Here is a 22387-nt window from a genome sequence, read left to right on the forward strand (position 1 = left end):
CGGGCGGGCTCCGCGGCGGAAATCCAGCCGGGGAGCCGGCGGGGAGGGGGGTCAGAGGGTCTCGAGGTAGGCGATCAGATCGTCGATCTGGTCCGCGTCGAGGTGGGATGTCTTGCCGTGCAGGTCGCCGCCGCCGCAGGTGGTGTCGGTGAACCGGTCGCGCAGCGTCGCGGCGCAGCCGTTGTGCATGAAGGGCGCACGCGCGCCGATGCGGACCAGCGACGGCACCTGGAAGGCCTTGCCCGTGCCGACATCGAACGACTGGTTGTTCGTGAGCTGGGCGCCCGCGTGGCAGCGCGCGCAATCCACGGCCTTGTCGTGGAAGAGGGCTTCGCCGCGCGCCACCGCGTTCTGGTCGGGCACCAGCGACACCGGCGGCGCCGGGAGGCTGTCGATCCACCGGGCGAAGAGGTTCACCCGGCGCGGCCCCTGGTGCACGCCGCCCATGCGCCGCTCGAACACCTCGTCCATGATGGCCTCGATGCCCGACATGTCGCCGTCCCAGTGGAACGGCGCGGTGTTGAGGATCCCGCCGCTCATGAACTGGGTGCGCCGAGGACCGATCGGGTTGAAGACCCACGTGTGGCCGTCCTCGCCGCCTTCCGGATGGCACGACGCGCAGGCCATCGGGCCGGACGCGTTCCTGTGGAACATCTCGTGACCGGTGTCTCTCCGGCTCTCGCCGGGGAGCGTGATGACGCGGTTGCTGGAGATGCCAGGGGTCCCGAGCACGTGGATGGCCGCGGGCTCGCGCGTCTGCACGATCACCGCGCTGCCGGCGAACGCGACGGCGGTGGGCTCGCCGTCCACCGCCACCCGCTGCTCCGCATCGATGCAGGTCCCCTCGCCGTTGTTGAAGCCCGCCCCGTCCCCGAAGTCCATGAGCGCGTTCGCGTTCAACATCGTCGAGGTGGTGATGAGGACCTCGCTCCTGCCTGCCGCGACGACGGCGTACGACATGCCGTCGGCCGACACCGCGAGATCGACCGGGAGGGTCGCGGACGGGAAGGCAGGGGAGATCCTCGGGCGCTCGGTGGAGCCGGCGGCCCCGACCTCGGTCACCGTGCTGTGCACGATGCTCCCGTCGCACCCGCCGGAGCTGTAGCCCCCCTCGACGACCTCGACGGGCGCGACGAGGGCGCGTTGATGCACGACCGCGACGCCGCCGGACGGCAGGCCGACCGTACGCCAGGCGACGGTCGGCGCGAACTCCTGCCCGAACAGGTTGAAGTGCGGGAGCTTCTGCCGCTCCGCGACGCTGCCGTCCGCGCTGACGGTGAGCAGCTCCGTCGAGCGGAACTTGCTGACCAGGAGGCGATCCCCGTCCACGACCACGTCGCGCAGGTCGCGGTCGAGCTGCAGGTGGCGCGTCGCGGCTCCGCGGGCCGCCGGGAGCGTCATGAGCTCGCCGCCGAGGCACGCGACGTGGAGCGCGTCGGTCCTCGCGTCGTACGCGATCCCCCTCGGGGCCGCGCAGACCGCGCGCCGGCCGACGATCTTCCCGCTGTCCGCGTCGATCGTGACGACCGCGCCGCCGCGGCGGAGCGCGACGTGGAACCGCCCCGCGCCGTCCTCCACGACCCGGCCTGGCTCGTCGCCCTTTTCCAGGGCGATCTCCGCGAGCAACCGCTGTCCCTCGAGGTCCACGACCCACACCCGGTCGCGATCCGGGTCCGCGGCGACCGCCCGCGCAGCGCTCTTGCTCACGGCGAGCGTCCCGCCGCTGATGGCGGGGGGCGGCTCCGCCGCGATCGCGACGCTGCTGGGATCATCGACCTGGGGGGGCTCGTCCTCACCGAGCTCCCATGGTGCGCAGGCGGCAAACGATGATGCGGTCGCGAGGATGGCGAGCATCGGGGAGAAGCTGCGGCGCGATGCAAGCAGTCTATGCATGTGAGGCCCTCCGGTCGCCGCCAAGCAAGATGGCGGCCACTTGGTGAGATGTTCTTCCATTCGATAGTGCGCCGCAATAAGCGTTGCCTCCGGGGAAGCGACGGATTTCTGCCATCCACAGAGCGCGCGTGGACGGTACGAACCGTCCTTAGGACGCGGGGCTCCCTCCCCGGAGTCGGCCGTCATGTCCCGGCTGTCCTGGCCCATTGCGGCACGGCATGACGAACACGTCAGACCACGTCGCCAGCGCGGTCTTGGCCCGCGCCGGGCGCCTCCTCGGATTCATGCGCGCTCGCGCGGCGACACGCGCCGTGCGCCGAGCGCGCCGGCTGCCCGGTCACGTTCGCGCGAGGGCGAGGCGAGCGATCGCCGAGGCGTGACGCGCGCGATCGCCTGCGATCTTGACGGGTGCTTTCACCGCCCATAAGTGACCCACCGGTCATGAAAAGCACCGCACCCTCGTCTCGACGCAGCATCTCGCTGGCCTCGACGCTCGCCGGGCTGCTCGCCCTCGGGCTCATCGCACCGCCCGCCGCGGCGCAGCCGGCCGCTCCGCCCCCGGCCGCCCCGCAGCCCGCGCCTCCCGCTGCCGGTCAGCCGCAGCCCCCCCAGGCTCCCGTCGCTGCGGCGCAGCTGCCGGCGCCGAAGGCCGATCCGCTCGCCACCGCGCTCGCCCCCCAGCCGGGAGGGCTGACGCCGGACGAGTTCGCGAAGATCGCCCTGCAGACGCACGCGTCGCTTCGCGCCAAGCAGGCCGAGCTCAGGGCCGCGTCCGCGCGGGTCGACCAGGCGGCGGTGAACTTCTTTCCGCGCATCACCCTCACAGGCAGCTACATGCGCCTGTCCGAGGTGGAGCAGGACCCGCGGTTCGCGCAGCTCGGCCTGGGCGCGCCGATGCTCAACCAGTATTCGCTGTCGGCGGGCCTGGCGGTGCCCATCTCGGACTACGTGCTCCGCATCTCCCAGGGATATGCGGCGGCGTCCCACTCCGAGACCGCGAAGAAGCTCGAGGTGCAGGCCGAGGCCTTGAAGATCGCGGCCGACGCGAAGATCTCCTTCTTCAACTGGGTTGGGCTGAAGGGGCTCGTCGTCGTCCGGGACGAGGCCGTGTCCCAGGCGAAGGCGCACCTCGTGGACGCGCAGCGCACGTTCGAGGTGGGGCTGCTCTCGCGGGCGGACGTGCTCCGTCTCGAGGCGCAGGTGGCGAACGCAGAGCAGCTGCTCACCGAGGCCCAGGCGACGCTCCTCGTCGCCGACGAGCAGATCCGGATCGCGCTCGGATCGGCGGCGCAGGGCAGGCCGCTCACGGTCGGGATCGACGTCATGACCGGCAGCGTCGCCGCGCAGCCGCCGACCCAGCCGCTCCCCACGTTGCAGGAGGAAGCGTTCTCGAAGCGGCTGGAGATCCGCGCCCTCGACGAGACGCTGTACTCGCTCAAGAAGTCGGAGCAGCTCACGCGGGCCGGCTACTTCCCGCGCCTGGACGCGGTCGCCGACGTCACGTACGCGAACCCCAACCAGCGCATCTTCCCGCCGCGGGAGGAGTTCGACCTGACGTGGGCCGCCGGCGCCCGCGCCACGTGGGTCCTCAACGACATCGCGACGACCGCGGCGGCCTCCGCCGAGGCGAGCGCCCGGACGGCGCAGGTCGCGGAGCAAAAGGCCGTGCTGCGCGACGGGCTCCGGATGGAAGTGGCCCAGGCCTACACCGACGTGAGCAAGGCCGCGCGCAGCATCGAGACCGCGGAGCGGCAGCTCGCGGCGGCCGTGGAGGCGATGCGCGTCAAATCGGAGCTGTTCCGGGCCGGGCGCGCGACGAGCACCGACCTCGTGGACTCGGAGAGAGAGGTCACGACGGCGCGGCTGCTGCAGCTCAACGCGCGCGTCGGGGCGCTGGTCGCGAAGACCCGGCTGGACCACGCCCTCGGGCGCGACGCGAACGTCGTGAAATGACCGGACGGCGCGCGTCGTCTTCGCTTGCGCGGCCCACCCGGCCGGAGTAGGGAAGGCGTGCGCCGCTGCAGCGCGGGTTCCTGCGGCGCTTCCGCGGGCACCGCCCGCACTCTCCCTCACCGGCCGAGGTAGCGCGTCCACGGTGCGCGCCCGGTCCGCCCGTCATGACGGAGCTTGCGCTCATCCTCAGCGGTGGCCTGATCGGGCTCGCCTTTGCGGTCTACCTCGCTCGCTGGGTCGTCGCGCGCCCCGCGGTCGAGCCCGAGATGCAGCGGGTGGCCGCGATCATCCAGGGCGTCGCCGAGGCGTATTTTCGCCGCCAGAGCAGCGTGATCGCCGCGGTCTCCGCGATGCTCGGCGGCGCCATCTTCCTCGCGTACGGCCTGCTCCGGAGCGCCGGGGAGAAGAACCCGGTCCCGGCGCTGGAGCTCGGGGTCTGGCTGACGCTCTCGTTCGCGGTCGGCGCCGCCAGCGCCGTCGCCACGGGCCGGGTCGCCACCTGGATCGCGCCCCGCACCAGCGTGCGCGCGGCGAGCGGCGCCCGCCGCTCCCTCGACCTCGCCCTGCAGATCGCCCTGCGCGGGGGGGCCGTGTCGGGGCTCTTCGTCGTCGGCATGAGCCTGCTCGGCCTCGGCGGCCTGTTCGCCGCGGTCCTCGCGTTCCGCGGCGGCTTCGGGGCCGAGCCGGCCGAGGCGCTCGCGCTCGCGCCGACCATCCCCTGGGTCATCGCCGGTTATCCGCTCGGCGCCTCCTTCGCCGCCCTGATGGCGCAGCTCGGCGGCGGCACCTTCTCCAAGGCGGCCGACCTCGGGGCCGACCTCGCGGGCGCCGAGGTCGGCCTCGACGAGGACGACCTGCAGAACCCTGCCACGATCGTCGACCTGGCCGGCGATACCGTCGGAGACTGCGCCGGGCGCGCGGCCGGCGTCTTCGCCTCGACCGTCGCCGAGAACGCGGGCGCCATGGTGGTGGGCGCCATGCTGTTCCGCAACAACGCCGGGCTCCCGAGCGCCCTCGCCGTCGTGCTCTTCCCGCTGGTCAGCCGCGCGTTTGGCCTCATCGCCACGCTCTTCGGCGTCATGGTCGTCAAGACCGACGACCGCGAGGACGCCTTCAACGCCCTGCTGCGGGGGCTCTACGTCACGGCCATCCTGCACGCCGTCGGCATCGCCGGCGCCGCCAAGTGGCTGCTCGGCGCCCACTGGGTCGTCTTCTTCGCGTGCGGCGTCCTCGGCATCGCCACGGGCATCGGCGTGCTGCACGTGACGCAGTACTACACCGAGCAGCGGCACCGCCCGGTGCGCGAGCTCGCCGAGGCCGCCCGCAGCGGCTCCGCGATGGCGGTGCTGCGCGGGCTCGCCATCGGCCTCGAGAGCTCGGTGCTCCCGCTCCTCGTCGTCGTCGGCGCGACCTTCGGCTCGTACCTGCTCGGCGCCCGCTCCGGGCTCGCCGGCGGGGGCCTGTTCGGGACCGCGGTCGCCACGATGGGGATGCTCGGCACCGCGGGCTACGTCCTCGCCATGGATGCGTTCGGCCCCATCGTGGACAACGCGGGCGGCATCGTCGCCGTGACGGTCGCCCGCGAGCGGCCGGACGTGCGCGGGCGGACGCTCGTGCTCGATGCGGTCGGCAACACGACCAAGGCGCTCACGAAGGCGTACACGGCGGGGGTGGCCGCGCTCGCCTCGCTGCTGCTCGTCGCCGGCTACCTCGACGAGTCCCGGCGGCGCGCGCTGACGTCGAGCGCGGCGAGCAGCGGCGAGACGGCCGCGATGGTCGTGCGCCTCGACCGCCCCGAGGTCTACCTCGGCGCGCTGGTCGGGATCCTCCTGGTCTTCTGGCTGGCCGGCCGCTGTATCCGGAATGTGCTCCAGGCCGGCCGCCGCGTCCTCGACGAGGTGAAGCGCCAGGCCCGGGCCCGGCCGCCGGGCTTCGTCGGCGACCACGAGCCGTGCGTCGAGATGGTCTCCCGGGCGGCGCTGCGCCATATGATCGCGCCGGCCCTCGTCGCGGCGGTGGCGCCCGTCGTCGTGGGACTTGCCTTGCGCTTTGCAAGGACGGAAGATAATCCTCTGGTCGCGGCGGATTCAGTCGCGGCCCTGATCATGGCCGGGACGGTCGCAGGCGTCCTCGGGTCGCTCTTCTTAGGGAATACCGGGGCGATCTGGGACAATGCGAGGCAGTACATCGCGACCGGCGCGCACGGTGGGCGCTACCTCGTCGATGAGACGGGGGCGCGGGCGGACAACCCCACCTACGGCGCCGCCGTCGTGGGCGACACGATCGGCGATCCTCTCAAGGACGCGGCCGGTCCTGCGCTCCACGTGCTCATCAAGATGCTCCCCGCCGTGATCATCGTGTTCTTGCCGTTCTTCATCTGATGACGGTTCTTCATCCAGCGGGCTCCGCCAGGGGTCCCGTCCACCCGACCCATCCCGGCGAATTGCCGCCGCATGTATCCCGAGCCCACGACGTGCCGCCTCCGATCTCCGACGCACTCTCCACCCTCAGCGATCGTGGCCTGCGAAGGCTCCTTGGCGCCCGCACCTTCCTCCGCGGGCTCGAGTACTTCCGCCGCCGCGTCGTCGAGGACATCTCCATCAACGAGACGATGGCGAGCGGCACCGTCCGCGCCGCCGACTCCGAGCCGTATCCGGTCAAGGTCGAGCTCTCACCCGATGGAATCCAGTCCCAGTGCTCCTGTCCGGCATTCCAGAAGGCCGGACAGCATTGCAAGCACGTCGCGGCGCTGCTCATCAGCATCCGCGACCAGGCCCGCGGCGCGCAGCCCCGGCGCGAGCCGCCGATCCCGGCGCTCGTCCCGCAAACCGCCCACGCCGGCGGGGACGCCCTGAAGCGCGTGCGCAGGCGCGACCGTCGCGGGCGTCTGGCGATCACGCCGCCGGTGCCCGTCCCGACCGTCGTCGGCACCCACGGGCCGCCGGGCTCCGCCGTCACCCTCACGGCGCCGGTCCTCGACGCCACGGCCAAGCAGACCGGGATCGGCGCCTGGCTCCCGCCCGAGGGGGTCACCGGCGCTCGCCGCGTGGAGTTCCGCCTCCACGTGCGCCAGGGGGCGCTGACCGTCACCGTCCTCGACGCCGAGGCGCGCGTCCCGGTGCTGCCGTCCGCGGCGCTCGCCTGGCAGGCGCTTTACCCGACGCCCGACCGCGACGCGCTCCGGCTGCTCGCCCGGTTCGAGAGCGGCAACCCGCGCCACCCGGCCGTCGACATCCGCGGCGAGGACGTGGCCGAGCTGCTCCCGCTGCTGGAAGGCCAGCGCGTGCTCCTCGAGCCCGCGCTGATGCAGCTCCGCTTCGGCGAGGACAGCCTGCGGCCGCGCTTCGATCTCGAGACCGTCGGCGGCGACACCATCATCGTGAAGGCGAGCTTCGAGCGGGGGAACGACAAGCGCCGCTTCTCGCTCCTGCAAGGCGGGTGGTTCGAGGGCTGGCCGGGCTGGCACATCGACACGCAGGAGGGGCTCGCGCGCCGCATCGACAAGCGCGTCTCCCCCGCGGCGATGCGCCGCCTGCTCCGCTCGCCGACCATCGGCGAGCCGATGAGCGAGCTGCCCCGCATCATCATGCAGGGGCTCCCCAAGATCGCCCTCGAGGTCGGCGCCGAGCTGCCCGACCTGAACCAGATCGCCGAGGTCGTCGACCTCGTGCCCACGTTCCGCATGCGCGCGGGCGGCTCGCTGATCGAGGCGCGCGTCACGCTGTTCGCCGCGTACGGCGACGCGGAGGTCGCCGTGCGCGCCGACGGCATCTCCCCGCCGGTGCTCGTGCAGCCGCCCGAGGAGGGGATGAAGCGCGCCCGCTGCATCCGCGTGGACATCGCCGCGCAGCAGGAGGCGGCGAGCAAGCTGCTCGCCCTCGGGCTCAAGCCGGACGAGACCGGCCAGGGCTTCATCGCGAACGGCGATCAGGCGCTCACGTTCTGGACCGAGGGCCTCGCCGAGCTCCCCGACGACTGGGACCTCTTCGTCCCCGAGGATCTCGTCGACACGCAGGTGCGCAGCAGGCCGATCGGCGTCTTCGCCAAGGTCACCTCGGGGATGGACTGGCTGAACGTCAAGCTCAGCTTCGAGAGCGAGGGCGTCGGCGTCGATCGCGACGAGCTGCGCCGCTGCCTCGCCGAGGGCAAGCGCTACGTCCGCCTCGAGGACGGGTCGTTCGCCGCGTTCGATCCGGACGCCGTGCGCGCGATGCTCGATCGCGAGGTCGAGCTGATGATGGCGGCCGGCAGGAACGGCCGGCTGCCGCTCGCGCAGGCCGGCCGGGTGCACGAGCTGCTCCAGCACGCGAGCGGCTCGAACGTGACCGCCTCCGCGCGCGAGCTCTTCCACAAGCTCAGCAACATCGACGAGATCGGCAGCACCAAGCGGCCCCGCAACCTGAAGGCGACGCTCCGCCCCTACCAGGAGGCCGGCCTGTCATGGCTCAAGTTCATCCATGACATCGGCTCGGGCGGCGTGCTCGCCGACGATATGGGCCTCGGCAAGACGGTCCAGACGATCGCCCTCCTGCTCGCCGTCAAGCAGGAGGAGAAGCACATGCGCGCGCTGATCGTCGCCCCGACGAGCGTCGTGACGAACTGGGAGCGCGAGCTCGCCCGGTTCGCGCCGTCGCTCTCGGTCGCCCTCTGGCACGGCGCCGATCGCAAGGACCAGATCGACGAGGTCAAGGCCGCCGAGGTGGTGATCACGAGCTACGCGCTCCTCCGGCGCGACGAGGACTTCCTCGCGCAGCTCGACCTCAGCTACGCCATCCTCGACGAGGCGCAGCACATCAAGAACCCGATGAGCGCCACCGCCGCCGCCGCCAAGCGGCTCCGCGCGAAGCGCCGGCTCGCCCTGACGGGCACGCCCATCGAGAACCGGCTGTCGGAGATCTGGTCGATCTTCGACTTCGTCTCGCCGGGCCTGCTCGGCTCGCTCGACAAGTTCGAGGCCCGCTTCTCGCGGCCGATCGAGGCGGGCGACTACAAGACCGCGCAGCGGCTCCGCTCCGCGATCCACCCGTTCATCCTGCGCCGCACGAAGCAGGAGGTGGCGAAGGATCTGCCGGAGAAGATCGAGATGGATCAGATCTGCGATCTCACCGGCGAGCAGCGGGCGCTGTACCTGCAGGTCGCGCGCGAGGTGCGGGCGCAGGTCCTCGGCGAGGTCGAGCGCGTCGGCCTCGCGAAGAGCCAGCTGCAGATCCTCGCCGGCCTCACCCGCCTGCGGCAGGCGGCCTGCGATCCGCGGCTGCTCGGGTTGCCGCGCGAGTTCGGCGACGACGACTCGGGCAAGCTCGTCGCGGTCCGCGAGCTCATCGCGAACGCGGTCGAGGGCGGGCACAAGGTCCTCGTCTTCAGCCAGTTCGTGATGATGCTGAAGCTCATCGAGAAGGCGATGAAGGAGGACGGCGTCGCCTACGAGTACCTCGACGGCTCCACGAAGGATCGGCCGGAGCGCGTCGAGCGCTTCCAGAGCGACCCGAGCGTGCCGGTCTTCCTCATCAGCCTCAAGGCGGGCGGCACCGGCCTGAACCTCACCGCGGCGGACACGGTGATCCACTTCGATCCGTGGTGGAACCCGGCCGTCGAGCAGCAGGCCACCGACCGCGCCCACCGCATCGGGCAGACGAAGGTGGTCACCGCCTACCGGCTCATCGCCGCGGGCACGATCGAGGAGAAGATCCTGCTGCTCAAGGACAAGAAGCGTCAGCTCGTCGCCTCCGTCCTCAGCGAGGACGCGGGCGGCGCCAAGAAGCTCACCAAGGCCGACCTGGAAGAGCTGTTCGCGGTGGACTGACCGGTCCCGCGGCGCGCTCCGAGGGGAGCGCGCCGCTCGCGAGCGCGCGTCGCGAGGGCGCGAGGGTCAGCTGATCGGCGGCGGCGGGCTTACCGGAAGGGCAGGGGGGGCGGCTTACTGCTTGTTGCCGCTCAGGACCATCAGGTGGTACTTGCCGAACTCGCTCTGCCCGAGGGTGAACATGACCTCGATCAGCAGGCGGTAGGGCGTGGTGGCATCAGCCACGATGATCGCCTCGGACGACGAAGGATCGAGCCCCTTCGCGGCGCGGATGGCCTTGTCCGTCTCGCGCGCGTGGGACAGGGCGTTCGCGAGCGGCACGATATAGAGATCGTTCGGTCCGCTGCGCTTGTACTTCGCGTCGACGCCGGACTGGGCGAGCTGCTCGCGGTTGGGCAAGAGGACGATCGGGGTCGGATCCTCGCCGACCAGGATCTGCGACTTCGAGACGATGACCACCACGCCCTCCTGGGAGGGCTCGGACTGCATCACCGACTTCGGCAGGGTGAGGTCCTTCGACTGCGGGATGGATGCCGCCGACGACCCCACGCTCTTCAGCAAGAAGACGAGGATGATCGTCATCAGGTCGAGCATCGCCGTGATGTTCAGGAAGTCGATCTCCGGCTCCCGCCGGTTCCTGCGGATCGCCTTCCGGAGGGCCGCCTTGTAGCGGACGATGCTCGCCTTCGGCCGCGGCGGGGGCGGGGGGGGCTGCTCGGCGCTCATCGGGCGACTCCGAAGTGGACCTCCGGGAACAGCTCCTCCCCCGCGTCGCTCCTCAGCGCGTCCATCACGTCGATGATCGTCTTGTAGTCGATGCCCGGGTTCGCCGTGATCGTCACCTGCGTCTCCTCTTTGAACTCGGGGCGGGCGTTCTTGAGGCGCTTCGCGCACGCCGTGAGGGCGGGAAAATCATAGCTGTCGTTCGTCGTCTTCGGCACGGTGACCCCGCTGCCCACGTCCTGGCAGCCGGTCGCGATGTTGCCGCTCGACGTCTTCAGCGAGATCCCCTGGCTGGTGATGAACGCGGACAGGTTCAACGCCTTGCTGGAGAGCTCGCTGCGCACCTTGCCCCCGCCGATGGAGGGCGGCGTCGTGTCGATCGACGACACGAATGTCACCGAGACGCTGGCGAGCACGAAGATGAGGATGTTCGTGATGATGTCGAGGTACGGAACGACGTTGAGCTCGCCGGCCTCCTCCCCGGCTTCGGGCTCCTTGGGCTGCGAGAGGCGCCGGATCTTCGATCGCTGCGCCGAGCTGAGCGGGACGTCTTGCGGGTCCGCCATGGGCTAGTAGCCAGGCTTGCTGCTGATCGTGAGCAGGTTGAAGACGCGCTCCGTGGTCGCCTCCAGATCGTGCTGGATGTTCTTGGAGCGGGTGTGGAGGATGACGTGCGCGATCATGCACACGACGGCGATGGCGAGGCCGAACGCCGTGTTGTACATGGCCTCCGCGATGCCGTTCGAGAGCATCCGCTGCTTGTCGGCCTGCGAGAGGCCCTGGGCGGCGATGGAGGCGAAGGTGTTGATCAGGCCGGAGACCGTCCCGATGAGGCCGATCAGCGTCGCGATGTTCGCGAGCGACCAGAGGGCGCCGATGCGCTTCTCCACGGCGGGCTTGAGCTCGGACAGCTTCTCGCTGAGGGCGGCGTCGATCTCGTCCGCGCCCTTGTTCGCGTGGGTCAGGCCGGCCTTCACGAGCTGCAGGATCGGGTAATCGCTGGCGTCGCAGAGCTTGATGGCGCGATCGATGTTGCCCGCCGCCACCAGCTTCTTGACCTGCGCGAAGAACTCCTTGGAGTTCACGCGGTAGCGTCCCAGCTGGAACGCGGTCCGCTCGATGATGATCGTCACCACGACCGCCGAGACGACCAGGTTCGCGATCAGGAAGGTCGGATTGTGCTTGATGGCCTCCCACATCCCGCCTTCGCCACCACCCTCGGCCGCCAACATCAGCAGATGACGCATCCTCGAAGTCCCTTTCTCAGCGTCGTCAGAAGCCCGACAATCTCTAGGCGCGGCGACTATAACTGCCGCCCGATCCCGTGCGCAAGCTCGGCGATGCGGCCGCGCCGTGCGGCGAGAGGCCGGGATCGCCGCAAATCCCCGGAGAACCAGCGGCGCCTCTCGCGGCGAGCGCGCCGGCCGCGGCGCGGAGGCGCGGGCCGATCGAGGCCGGCGGGGTACGGAGCTCCCTGACGCGTCCCCGTCGCCGGCGCCCGGCCAGGCGGCCGTGCTCTACCGGTCCAGCGCTCGCTCGCTCGCTGCGTCACCGCGCATCCTCTCGGGGTAATGCCGCTCGCACTGCCGCGGTGCGCTGCCGCGCCGTCGGCCGTCGGCCGTCGGGCTGCGCGCCGCGTCTCCCCAGGCTTCGCGGGATCCGCTGCGGGCCGGCGCGCCGCGCGCCCGGCGAATGGTGACATAACCCTGCGATTGTTGTAAAGTTTTGCCCGCATCAGAGCGCTCACGTGTGGCCAAATCTCTCTTGACGGCGCCGGGTCTCAATCGCGAAGATGCGCGAGTCCCCCGGGTGCATCGGCGTAGCTTGGCCGGATGACGGCACGCTCTGCGGTGAACGGGGAGCCGCGCCCAGAGCCACCACGGGCCCCTGGCGTGACGACGCGAAGTCAGTCTTGGACGACAGGTGAGAGAGCTGGGACGGCGCCGGGCGCCGGGACCAGAAGAGACGATCAGGACTCTTGCAGAGGTCAGCGCCGCTCGGCTAGCGTCCCGTGGGCATCTCGCCAGAGAGCGACAGGAGCAAGCCGTCCACGGCCAGCGCCGCCAAGCAAAATAGGCCTCTCATCCGTTCTTACGTGTGAGTGAAAGACTGCCGCCCCTCGGCAACACGAGTCTGACATAGGGAACCGATCGAGTTGCGCGAAACCTCATCCCGGGGACGCGAGGCGAACTGGAGGACAGAAGCAATGCACGGAGCGTATGAAGCTTTCAAAGAGGGTGGGTGGGGCATGTGGCCCATCCTGTTCTGGTCGATCCTGACGATCGGCATCATCGTCGAGCGCGCCCTCTACCTGTTCGGCTCGTCCATCAACAAGGACGTCTTCCTCGCGACGATGCAGAAGTGCATCCTCGCGGGCGATGTCGCCAAGGCTGTGAAGATGTGTTCCGCGGCGAACGCCCCGCTGGCCCGCATCGTCCAGGCCGGTCTCGTCAAGGTGAACCGTCCGGACGAGGAGGTCCAGGCGGCGATGGACGAGGCGGCTCTTCGTGAGCTGCCGAAGATCAGCGCGCGCACCTCGTACCTCGCGCTGCTCGCGAACCTCGCGATGCTCTCCGGCCTGCTCGGGACCGTGACGGGTCTCATCAAGTCCTTCGGCTCCGTCGCCGGCGAGTCGGTCGACCCGAGCCAGAAGGCCCGCGTGCTCGCCCTCGGCATCTCCGAGGCCATGAACTGCACCGCCTTCGGCCTTGGCGTGGCGATCATCGGCCTCATCGGCTTCGCCGTGCTGAACGGCAAGACGCAGCACATCGAGGACGACATCAACGAGGCGTCGGTGCAGATCCTCAACCTCGTCGTCGCGAACCGCCAGAAGGTGAATGTCGCAGCGGTCGGTCAGGCGGCTGCCTGATGGTCCTCGGCGGGCCCAGGTCGTCGAGCGCGTCCCGCGCGCTTCCGCCTGGGCCCGCTCTCGCGCCTCGAAGCCCCGTGCGGCTCGCGCCGGCGGGGCCCCGGGAACTTCAGAAGAGCGACGAAGTCAGACCCAGCATGGTGGCCCTCCGCGAGCTGCGAGCAGGGTGTTCCCGCAACAACTTGGATAAGTGAGCTCCGGCTCACGTTGGGAAGGCAATATGGGCGGCGTAGACGTCGGCGACGGTGGCGGCAAGAAGCGGTCGACGAACAGCGATATCAACATGATCCCGTTCATCGACCTGCTGATGGTCACGATTGCATTCCTGTTGATCACGGCGGTCTGGGTCACCAACTCACGGATGAACGCGGACGCCCAGGTCCCTGGCCCGCCCGATCCGAACAAGGAGCTCACCCCGCAGACGCCGGAGAAGGTGCTGAACCTGCACATCGGCGAGAGCGAGTTCGGGCTCGTGTGGAAGCAGGGCGCGACGGTGGTGAACGAGGTCAAGGTGAACAAGGCGCCGGTCGAGCTCGGCGACCCGAGCTCCAAGATCATCCGCTACCCGGAGCTGGCGAAGCGGATCGAGGAGGAGTGGAAGACGCACGGCGGCCACCGGGATCCGAGCGACAAGAAGCTCGACCAGGCGATCCTCCACACCGACAACCGCACGCCCTTCAAGGAGATCGTCGCGGTGCTCGACGCGCTCTACGCGCCGAAGCGCGAGATGAGGCTGCCGGAGGGGAACAAGCAGGTCCCCGTGTTCAACATGACGTTCTCGGTCCGCTGAGGCAGGAGCGCGCACATGGATAGGTTCAATCCGAATCACCACAAGAACCCCCACGCTCACGTGATCCACCAGCCGGGCCGCCGGCTGATGAAGGGCGTGCCGCTGCGGTTCGTGTGGAACAAGGTGTCGGGGCACGGCGCACGCAGCCCGAACGCGGGGCTCAACCTGGTGAGCTTCATCGACTTCCTCGTCGTGACCGTGATCTTCCTCCTGATGTCCTTCTCGGCGTCGGGCGAGATCGCCGTCGACAAGAACGTCAAGCTCCCGAAGGCGGAGAACGTCGAAGACGTCATCGACGCGCCGATGGTGGCGGTGAACGGCAACCAGATCCTCGTCGACGGCGCCCTGGCCGGGTCGACGCGCGCGATCGAGGAGCTCGGCCGCCTCCAGAAGATCGACGAGCTCTTCAACCTGCTCAAGAACAAGCGCGAGCTGTGGAAGCAGGTGCAGCCGAACAAGCCGTTCCCGGGTGTGTGCATCCTCCAGGTCGATCAGAACGTGCCCGCGCTGGTCGTGAAGAGCGTGTTCCAGACCGCGGCGTTCGCCGGTTACCCGAACGTCAGCTTCATGGTCAGCAAGCTCCCGAAGTCGCAGTGATCCTCGCTTCTTGACCTATCGAGCACAGAAGGAAGGGGCGCGCTGGGCGATGCCCGGCGGCCCCGGTCACCATCGGACGTGGTGGCAACAGCGGCGCGCTCGGCGCGGCGTTCCCCTCCGCGCAGCCCGTGTGGAGGAGGCCGCCGCGCGCGCGTGATCGCACCGGTGCCTCCAGCGTGGAGCCTCTCGTATGTCGTCTGAACAGCCGCCCCGCGAACGCGGCTTGCCTTCGGTCTACAGGGCGCGGGAAGCGCGCTCGAAGATGCGCTGGCCCCGGGGGAAGTTCTGGGGTTACACGGCGCTCGTCCTCGCGGTCTCGGCGATCCTCCACTGGAAGTGGTCCCAGGGGCAGATCGAGAGCGCACGACAGAAGCTGATGGCGCGCCAGCGCGCGGTCGCCGTGGAGCTCGGCCCGCGCTGGTTCCCGATGCGCGAGCGCGTGGAGGGCTGGACGCTCGAGCTGGCGCGGAGCGCGGGCGCCGAGCTCGTGGATCGGGAGGCGCTCAAGGCGTGGAATTTCCGCGAGCTCGCGGGCATTTACCTGCGCCTCCGCGTGGACGAGGCGGCGAGCGTCGACGCCGTCCGCAAGAACGCGCAGCAGTCGCTGCGGGACGCGTTCACCGCGTGCCTCCTGCGGGTGCCGAACCCGAACCCGCTGGCGGGCGCGGAGTGCAAGCGCACGCGGGACTGCCCTGCGGGCGAGTACTGCAACGAGGCCGAGCGCTGCTCGCGGCCCGCGCAGCCGTTCAACCTGCGCGTCGCCTACCGGACGATGCACGTCCTCTCCGACGAGTGGGTGCGCGACGCGCAGGACGCGTCGAGCGAGCTGCGCCTGCGGCTCCTGGAGTCGAGCTTCGAGGACACGATGCGCGACGACGTGCCGCTCGCGGCGGAGCTGCTGACGCGGGCGCAGTACTACCTCGTCGTCCTCGACGAGCCGGCCGAGGGCGCGACGAGCACCGAGGCGTTGCTCGGGGTGCCGCACATGGCGCGGGTCGGGGTGTGGCGGCTGTCGGACGGCAAGCCCATCCTGCGGGTGCGCCGCGAGGCGAGCGGTCATCTCATCGGCGGAACGCCGTCGGTCGAGGGGAGCGTGCTCGAGGCGCGGCAGCGGCAGGCGAACAGCTGCGCGCTCGCCCTCGCCGTGCGCGAGGCGATGGGCGACACGACCGCGGCCGCCGCCGAGCCGCAGTGAGGCCGCGCCGGGCAGCGCGGTGAGCGGAGCGCGCGGGCGATCAGCGCGCGCGCGCGACGATGTGCAGGTCCGTGAGGTTGTGGCCCGTCGGGCCGGTCTCGACGCGCGTACCGAGGGCGCGGTGCGCGGCGGCGTCGTCGAAGCCCGCGAGCGCCGCGTCAATCGCGCGGTCGTCCATCGCGGCGGCCGCAGAGCGGGCGACGACCGCGCCCGCCGCGCCGGAGCTGCCGTCGGCGCCGTCGGACGCCGCGCAGAGGAGCGCGACGCCCGGCGGCAGATCGCGCATGGCCGCGAGCGCGATCCACCCCGCGCGGCCGCCGGCGCCGCGCCGGGCCGGCAGCGCGAGCGTCGGCTCGCAAGGGATCACGACCGCTTCGCCCCGCGCGAGCGCGCGCGCGAGCGCGAGGCGGCGCTCGACGATCGCGCGCGCGTCGCCGTCCTCGGCCGGGGCGGCGACCGCGCGCAGCCCCGCGCCGTCGGCGAGGGCGGCCGCCACGCGCTCGGCGAGCTTGTCCGGATCGGCGAGCACGCGCGCCTCGACGAGGCGCGCGTCCGCCGGCTTCAGCGACTCGCTCAGCGCGGGCGCGAGCCGCGCGAGCCGAGGGGCCCGGCGGTGGAGCGCGGCGAGCGCGTCCTCCACGCGCGTCGGGTCCGGGACGGTGGGGCCCGAGCTGATGTCGTGCGGGAGCCCGCCCACGACGTCGCTCATGAGCAGGGTCAGCACGCGCGCCGGCGCCGCCGCAGCGGCGAGCCGCCCACCCTTGATCCGCGAGAGGTGCCGGCGAACGAGGTTGACCTCCTGGATCGGGGCGCCCCCTTCCAGGAGCGCCGCCACGAGGGCCTGCTTGTCCGCGAGGGACACGCCCTCGGGCGGCGCCGCGAGCAGCGCCGAGGCGCCGCCCGAGATGAGCGCCAGCAGGAGATCGTCGGGCCCGAGCGCGGTCGCCGCGGCGAGCGCTGCCTCGGCCGCCTCCACGCTGCGCGCGTCGGGGATCGGGTGCGCCGCGCGCATCAGGCGCAGCGGGCGCAGCGCGGCCTCCTCGGGGTCGACCTGCGCGACATGCGGATCGCGCGCTGGGGTGGCCGGGTCCGCGACGGTGACCGCGAGCCCTCCGGCGATGCCGTCTCCCCAGCTGCGCAGCGCGCCCCGGGCCATCCCGAGCGCCGCCTTGCCGGCCGCGATCACGACCACGCGGCCGCGGCGCGCGCCGGCCTCGGCGTCGAGCGCGCGCTCGACGAGCCCCGCGGGATCGAGCTCCGCCAGCCCGGCGCGGAACGCCGACACGAGCGCCGCGCGCAGCGCGTCGAGCGCGGCGCTCAACGGCCCCCCGCGCCGGCCTCGCTTCGCCTCGCCGCCACCTGGGCGGGGGCGCCGTCGCCGGCGTCGACGATGTGCGCGGAGACGACGTGGTGCCAGCTCAGCGCGATCGACACGAGCGCCCGCTGCTCGTCGCGCGGGCTCGCGTCGCCCGCGAGCGCCGGTCCGCCCCAGCGGAGCGCGCCCCGCACGCCGAGGAACGGGCCCGTGGCGCGGCCCAGGAGCGGCACGTCGAGCGACAGCGAGAGCTCGAGCCCGGGCTCCGACGCGAGCCCGCCGCCGGGCGGGGCCTCCCAGAACGAGCCCACGCCGAGCGCGACCGAGTCGATGAGCAGGTCGAGCCACGGCGCGCCGAGCTCGAGGTCGCTCGCGTACCGGCCGAGGAACAGCGGTTGAATGAAGACGCCGCCCGCGATCGAGCGCGCGACGGTCGCTCCCTGCGCGCCGAGCGCGTCGGTGTAGTGCGCGTACAGGCCTGCGGTCGAGAGGTAGGCGGCGGCGCCGTGCGCGCAGAGCGCCGGGCCCCCGCTGGCGAACGAGGCGCCCGCGCCCACGCGCAGATCGAGGTCTCCGTCGAGGCGGCCGTACGCGCCGTCGCCGTCCGCGCGCGCCGCGCCGTCGCCATCCGCGCGCGCCGCGGACGCCCCCGCGAGCGCCGCGAGCGCCGCGGCGCCGGCGAGCGCCCTGGCGGCGGCGCGGCGCTCGCGCGCCGGGCGGAGCGCCCGCGCGGGCTCGACCGATCCCCGTGCTGCCTTGTTCGTGGTGGCCATCAGCGTACCAGCGCCTCCCGCACGGTATCTCGCAGCTCGGGCGCGAAGAGGATCCGGATGCGCGTCATCGTCTCGTTGCGCAGCCGATCGAGCAAGAAGGACACCTCGGCGGGGCGCCGCGGGCGTCCTCTCGGGTAAACGACCGGGAGCGACTCGTCCTCGGCGTAGGGCGTGTCCTCGGCGACGTCGACGCCGACGTACACCTCCGGGTCGAGCCCGGCGCCCTGCGCGATCTCGCGCACGGTCGCGAGCGCCGCCGCGCGCCGCGCGTCGCGTTCGGCGGGCGTCTCGCCGGGCTCGGGGAACAGCTCGACCGACTTGAAGAGCGAGCGCGCGCGCAGGCGGCGGGCGAGATCGGACAGCACGGGATCGGAGGCGTTCTCCCACGCGTGGATGGCCCCGAGCAGGACCTGATCGTCGAGATCCAGGTACTGCTCCAGCGTGGGCATCTCGCCGACGGCCATCGCCGCGACGGCGGCGGGGACCTCGGGGATCCGGTCGCCGGCGGCGAGGCGGGCCACGACGCGCCGGAGGATGGCGCCGATCATCCACTCCGCGCTCCGCGTGGTCTTGTGGAAGTAGACCTGCTGGAACATGAAGTAGCGGGCGAGGAGGAACGACTCGATCGCGCGCATCCCCTTCGTCCCGTCGATGGCGAGCGCGGGCGCGGGCGGGGCAGAAGCGGCGCCGCCGCCGGGCATCTCCACCTGGACGTCGCTGAACCTGAGGCTGCGCAGCAGCCACGGCAGATCGTACTCGCCGTACCTCACGCCCGTCGCGTGCGCGTCGCGCAGCAGGTAGTCGCAGCGATCGACGTCGAAGGTCCCGCTCACCGCCTTGGCGAGGTACGGCAGCTCGTGTCGACCGCCGATGAGGTCGGCCACCCGCTGGGGCAGGTATGGATCCTGGCGCACGAGCACCTGGTGCACGTCCGAGGCCGGGTCGAGCAGGATGCGCTCGGTCCAGCGCTCATGGTGGAGCGCGCCCGGCATGGCTTCCTCGAACAGGTGCGAGAGCGGGCCATGGCCGAGATCGTGCAAGAACGCTGCGGCGATCGCGTCGCGCGCGCGATCGCTGGTCACCCTCTGCCAGAACGGGAGGTCGCGGTCGATCTGGCGGAACCTCGCGATCAGGAGGCGCATCACGTGAGCGGCCCCGAGCGCGTGCGAGAAGCGGGTGTGCTCGGCGCCCGGGTACGCCAGCGAGGTCAGCCCGAGCTGCCGGATCCGCCGCAGCCGCTGCACCTCGCGGGCGCCGAGCAGGCGCGGGACGATCGCCGCCTCGCCGCTCTCGAACTCGATCAGGCCGTGGACCGGGTCACGAAGGATCACGATGGTTCTCCACGCGACCCCATGGGCGCGAAGGGCGGCGGGTCACTCAGGAGCCGCCTGATGGCGCCCAGCTGCGGGCGTGTGCGCGGAGAGGAGGCCGCGCCGCTCCGGGCGTGCGGCGTGGAGCACAGCATGATGCGCATCGGACAGGGGCGGGAAATCAAGGAGGTACGCGACGTTCCCACGCGAGCCTACGGGAAGGCAAGCGCGGCTCGTCGGGGAGCGTTCCTCGCGCGCGATGGGGCGACCCGGTCGGCTCCCCGGCGACCGAGGCGCGCGCGACGCCGCGGCGTCGCGCGCGCGGCGCGCGACGGAATCCTCGCGGCGGGGGGCAGTCACGCCGGCGCGGAATGTCGCGCTCGACGTCGAGCGTAACGTAGAGACGTGTCGCGCCGCGCATCGCGCGCCGCGGCGCGCGAACGCAACCGGCGCATGCGCGTGCGTGCGAGGTCGTGCGATTGCGTGCGGCTCCGCCGTACGACACAAGACCTCGAGAAGGCTCAGGCGGAGAGCGAAGCGGCGGTGAGCATCAGGAATCCTGAGCCGGAATCCGGCGATGGTGTTGCACGACGCCGCGAACGAGCGAACGAGAACCACGAGGCGTGAACGAGAACCACGAGGCGCGAACGAGAACCGAACGAGGCGCGAGCGAGAACCGAGCGAGAACGGAGCGAGAACGCCGCCAAGGCCCGCGACGAAATTGTGAACGGAGAAAATTGTGAACGGAGGAGGAAAGTGCTCGATTTCTTGAAGCTGGACGAGCATCCTGGTGTACGTTAGGAGGCTGGCTATTCCGCTGGTTAACGTGGGTCATCGGAACTTCGGGAGATAGGTCGAACGCATGACCACGACCAACGGACGACAGTCGGGGCGGGGGAATCCTGCAGATGAGGAGCTAGGTCGGGTGACACGCGAATCGGGAGGCATGGCGAGCAGTGATGAGGCTGAGCTCGACGAGTCGCCGAGGCGGCTCGACGCGATCCTCCGCGCCCTCCCGGAGTCAGAGCTCAAGGGCCTCATCACGCGCATGGGGATCCGCATCGACGCGGCGAAGCGCATCGACGCGCCCTCTCAGGCGGCTCGAGCGCTCGTCGGCCTCCCCGACGTGCGCGATCCGTCGCGGCTCCCGACCGCCAGCCGGGAGCTGCTCCACCGCATCGCGGAGGCGGGCGGCGTGCTCGTCGTCCCCTCGCTCCCGGCCGGGCTCGAGCCGCTCATCGCGCGCGGCGTGGTCTACGCGCGCAAGACCGACGAAGGCATCGAGCTCGTGCTCCCCGCGGCGTTCCTGGTCCAGCTGAAGAGCTGGGAGAGCGAGGACCCGCGGGCGATCCGGGCGCTGCTCGCGCAGGCGCCGTTCGAGACGATGAGCGCGATCGCGACGCACTACCTCGGCCGCCCGGCCACGCCGCCCATCGCGCTGTCCCTCGAGGTCGCCTGGGAGACGCTGAGCGATCCGGACCGGCTCCGCGAGGAGATCGATCGCCTCGCGCCGGTCGAGCGCCGCCTGCTCGAGGCGATCGAGTCCGTCGGCGGCGAGGTCGACACGCAGGAGCTGCTCGATCTGGAGCGGGAGCCGATGCGCCTCCGCAGCGCGAGCGGGGTGACGGCGAGCCGGCGCGGCGCTGGCTTCGCGCTCGAGCGCCGCGCCTTCCTGATCCCGATCCACCCGAACCGCCACGTCGTGCCGACCGAGGTCGCCGCCATCGTGGGCGCGGATCGCCGCCGGATGCGCGAGAAGCGGCGGGAGCAGATCCGGTCGTTCGTCCTCGAGGAAGACCACGCCCCGCGGCGCGCCCGCTTCGCGTCGGATCCGGGGATGCTCGCCCTGGCGCTCGCCTACTGCGTGCGCGAGCCGGGGAGCGACGTGCGCCCCGGCGTCGGCACGCCGCGGTCGCTGCTCGTCCGGCTGGGGCAGCGCTTCGGGCGGGACGTCGAGAGCGTCGCGCTCGTCGCCGCGCTGTCGCGGGCGGTCGGGCTCTGGGACGCCTCGGCCGCGTCGCCGGCCACGCCGCCTGGCTCGCTCCAGGTGCAGGAGCTGACGCCGCTCCTGTTCACGACGTGGCGCCGCGGCGGCGCGTGGGATGAGGCGCGGGCCGAGCGGGAGGTGCTCCGGGTCGCGTCCGACAACCGCGACGCGAGCCCCATCGGCGCGCTCCGCGAGATGGTGCTCGACGCGCTGCACGACCTCGGCGAAGGCCGCTGGGTGCCGTGGCAGTCGCTGCAGGGCTACCTCGCGGCCGACGAGCGGATCGCCGGGGTCGAGCGGCTCGTCCGCCGCTGGGCCGAGCGCGCCTCGGTCGAGGCGCCGGAGGTCCCCGAGATCACGCGGCGGATCGCGCTGGAGTCCCTGCCGGCGCTCGGGATCATCGACCTCGGCGGGGCCGAGGACGTGGCCAGCGCGGATCTGGCGCTCCGGCTCACGCCGCGCGGGCGGGCGTTGCTCGCGGGCTCGGCGCCGAGCTCGGACAACGGCAAGAGCAAGTTCGTGGAGGCGCACGCGCTGCGCGTCGGCGCGAGCGCCAAGGTCTCGGCCGTGCTCGGGCTCTCGGCCTTCGCCGAGATCGGGCGCGTCGGCGATCAGGTCGATCTCCTGCTCACCCCGCCGTCGATCGCGCGCGCGCTGTCCGTGGGGCTCGACAGCGACGCCTTGCGCTCGCGCATCGAGGCGGTCGCGCCGCTGCCGGACACCATCTCGCGCATGCTCATCCAGGCGAGCGTGGTCATCGGCAAGGCGAGCTTCGTCGGCGCCTCCGGCTTCCTCTGGATCGAGGATCCCGAGATCCGCGAGCTGCTCCGCACGCGGAGGCCAGCGGCCGAGATGTTCGTCGATCCGTCGCCCCCCTCGGGCTTGCTGATCGAGGCGGGGGTCGATCTGGAGCGCCTCATCCGGCGCTGCCGCGCGCTCGGCGTCGAGATCGAGGCCGATCTCGGCAACCTCAAGGCCACGCGGCAGACGCCGGCGCACGGCACCGAGGGGCCGCACCGGACCTCCTCGACGGCGAACATGCGCCGCTCCCGGACCCCGCCGGCGCGCACCCGCTGAGCTCGCTGTCAACCTTCATCGACCTGGCGCGACCGCGGGTCGATGCCGGTCGGGAGACAGCGGCAGGGAGCGTCGGCGCCCGCTCGCCGCGGGCGCTGCGTC

15 protein-coding genes are annotated in these 22387 nt (G+C 71.7%); 8 read left to right on the forward strand and 7 right to left on the reverse strand.

The genetic code is table 11. The features are described 5' to 3' along the window. Positions 1-51: 51 nt before the first annotated feature. A complete protein-coding gene (locus tag WMF33_RS17775; RefSeq protein WP_437338242.1) occupies positions 52-1893 on the reverse strand; it encodes a cytochrome-c peroxidase in 1842 nt (613 codons plus the stop codon). Positions 1894-2334: 441 nt separating this feature from the next. Here WMF33_RS17775 and WMF33_RS17780 point away from each other — a divergent pair, with 441 nt between their 5' ends. From WMF33_RS17780 to WMF33_RS17790, 3 genes are all read left to right on the forward strand, one after another. Then, positions 2335-3846, forward strand: coding sequence for a TolC family protein (locus WMF33_RS17780; protein ID WP_437338243.1), 1512 nt, complete (start codon positions 2335-2337; stop codon positions 3844-3846). Positions 3847-4010: 164 nt separating this feature from the next. Further along, positions 4011-6227 (forward strand): sodium-translocating pyrophosphatase, encoded by a 2217-nt coding sequence (locus WMF33_RS17785; protein WP_437338244.1) that lies wholly within the window; start codon positions 4011-4013, stop codon positions 6225-6227. A gap of 92 nt (positions 6228-6319) precedes the next feature. Continuing rightward, the gene (locus WMF33_RS17790; RefSeq protein WP_437338245.1) at positions 6320-9649 is read left to right on the forward strand and encodes an SNF2-related protein; all 3330 of its coding nucleotides are present in this window, start codon (positions 6320-6322) and stop codon (positions 9647-9649) included. A 114-nt stretch (positions 9650-9763) separates the two neighbouring features. Here the strand turns inward: WMF33_RS17790 and WMF33_RS17795 are convergent, their stop codons facing one another. The 3 genes from WMF33_RS17795 to WMF33_RS17805 are packed head-to-tail and all read right to left on the reverse strand — an operon-like array spanning position 9764 to position 11619. Then, positions 9764-10375 carry an ExbD/TolR family protein gene (locus WMF33_RS17795; RefSeq protein WP_061624314.1) on the reverse strand — a complete coding sequence of 204 codons (612 nt, stop codon included), beginning with the start codon at positions 10373-10375 and terminating at the stop codon, positions 9764-9766. Continuing rightward, complete coding sequence (locus WMF33_RS17800) at positions 10372-10938, reverse strand: ExbD/TolR family protein (protein ID WP_020735579.1); 567 nt, start codon at positions 10936-10938, stop codon at positions 10372-10374. Before WMF33_RS17800 ends, WMF33_RS17795 begins: the two co-directional genes overlap by 4 nt. 3 nt (positions 10939-10941) lie before the next feature. Continuing rightward, positions 10942-11619 carry a MotA/TolQ/ExbB proton channel family protein gene (locus WMF33_RS17805; protein ID WP_044985938.1) on the reverse strand — a complete coding sequence of 226 codons (678 nt, stop codon included), beginning with the start codon at positions 11617-11619 and terminating at the stop codon, positions 10942-10944. A 1001-nt stretch (positions 11620-12620) separates the two neighbouring features. Between WMF33_RS17805 and WMF33_RS17810 the strand changes: the two genes are divergently transcribed. The 4 genes from WMF33_RS17810 (at position 12621) to WMF33_RS17825 (ending at position 15823) form a co-directional block, all read left to right on the forward strand. Further along, positions 12621-13241, forward strand: a complete 621-nt coding sequence (locus WMF33_RS17810) for a MotA/TolQ/ExbB proton channel family protein (protein WP_231864858.1) — start codon at positions 12621-12623, stop codon at positions 13239-13241. Between the two features lie 220 nt (positions 13242-13461). Continuing rightward, entirely contained in the window at positions 13462-14031 is a 570-nt protein-coding gene (locus WMF33_RS17815) for a biopolymer transporter ExbD (RefSeq protein WP_020735581.1), read from the forward strand. A 15-nt stretch (positions 14032-14046) separates the two neighbouring features. After that, entirely contained in the window at positions 14047-14628 is a 582-nt protein-coding gene (locus WMF33_RS17820; RefSeq protein WP_061624316.1) for an ExbD/TolR family protein, read from the forward strand. 262 nt (positions 14629-14890) lie between these two features. Further along, positions 14891-15823 carry a hypothetical protein gene (locus tag WMF33_RS17825; RefSeq protein ID WP_437338246.1) on the forward strand — a complete coding sequence of 311 codons (933 nt, stop codon included), beginning with the start codon at positions 14891-14893 and terminating at the stop codon, positions 15821-15823. 40 nt (positions 15824-15863) lie between these two features. Here the strand turns inward: WMF33_RS17825 and WMF33_RS17830 are convergent, their stop codons facing one another. From WMF33_RS17830 to WMF33_RS17840, 3 genes are read right to left on the reverse strand one after another with little or no spacing between them, the layout of a single operon-like run. Continuing rightward, on the reverse strand, positions 15864-17144 hold the full coding sequence (locus WMF33_RS17830) for a DUF4147 domain-containing protein (protein ID WP_437338247.1): 1281 nt from the start codon (positions 17142-17144) through the stop codon (positions 15864-15866). Then, complete coding sequence (locus WMF33_RS17835; protein WP_437338248.1) at positions 17141-17911, reverse strand: hypothetical protein; 771 nt, start codon at positions 17909-17911, stop codon at positions 17141-17143. The genes WMF33_RS17830 and WMF33_RS17835 overlap by 4 nt, the downstream gene beginning before the upstream one ends. Beyond that, complete coding sequence (locus WMF33_RS17840; protein WP_437338249.1) at positions 17911-19242, reverse strand: HD domain-containing protein; 1332 nt, start codon at positions 19240-19242, stop codon at positions 17911-17913. Before WMF33_RS17840 ends, WMF33_RS17835 begins: the two co-directional genes overlap by 1 nt. 925 nt (positions 19243-20167) lie before the next feature. Between WMF33_RS17840 and WMF33_RS17845 the strand changes: the two genes are divergently transcribed. Continuing rightward, entirely contained in the window at positions 20168-22285 is a 2118-nt protein-coding gene (locus WMF33_RS17845; RefSeq protein WP_061627911.1) for a hypothetical protein, read from the forward strand. Positions 22286-22387: the final 102 nt, after the last annotated feature.

Source organism: Sorangium sp. So ce394 (genome assembly GCF_051474665.1).
In the GTDB taxonomy this organism is placed as follows: domain Bacteria; phylum Myxococcota_A; class Polyangia; order Polyangiales; family Polyangiaceae; genus Sorangium; species Sorangium cellulosum_D.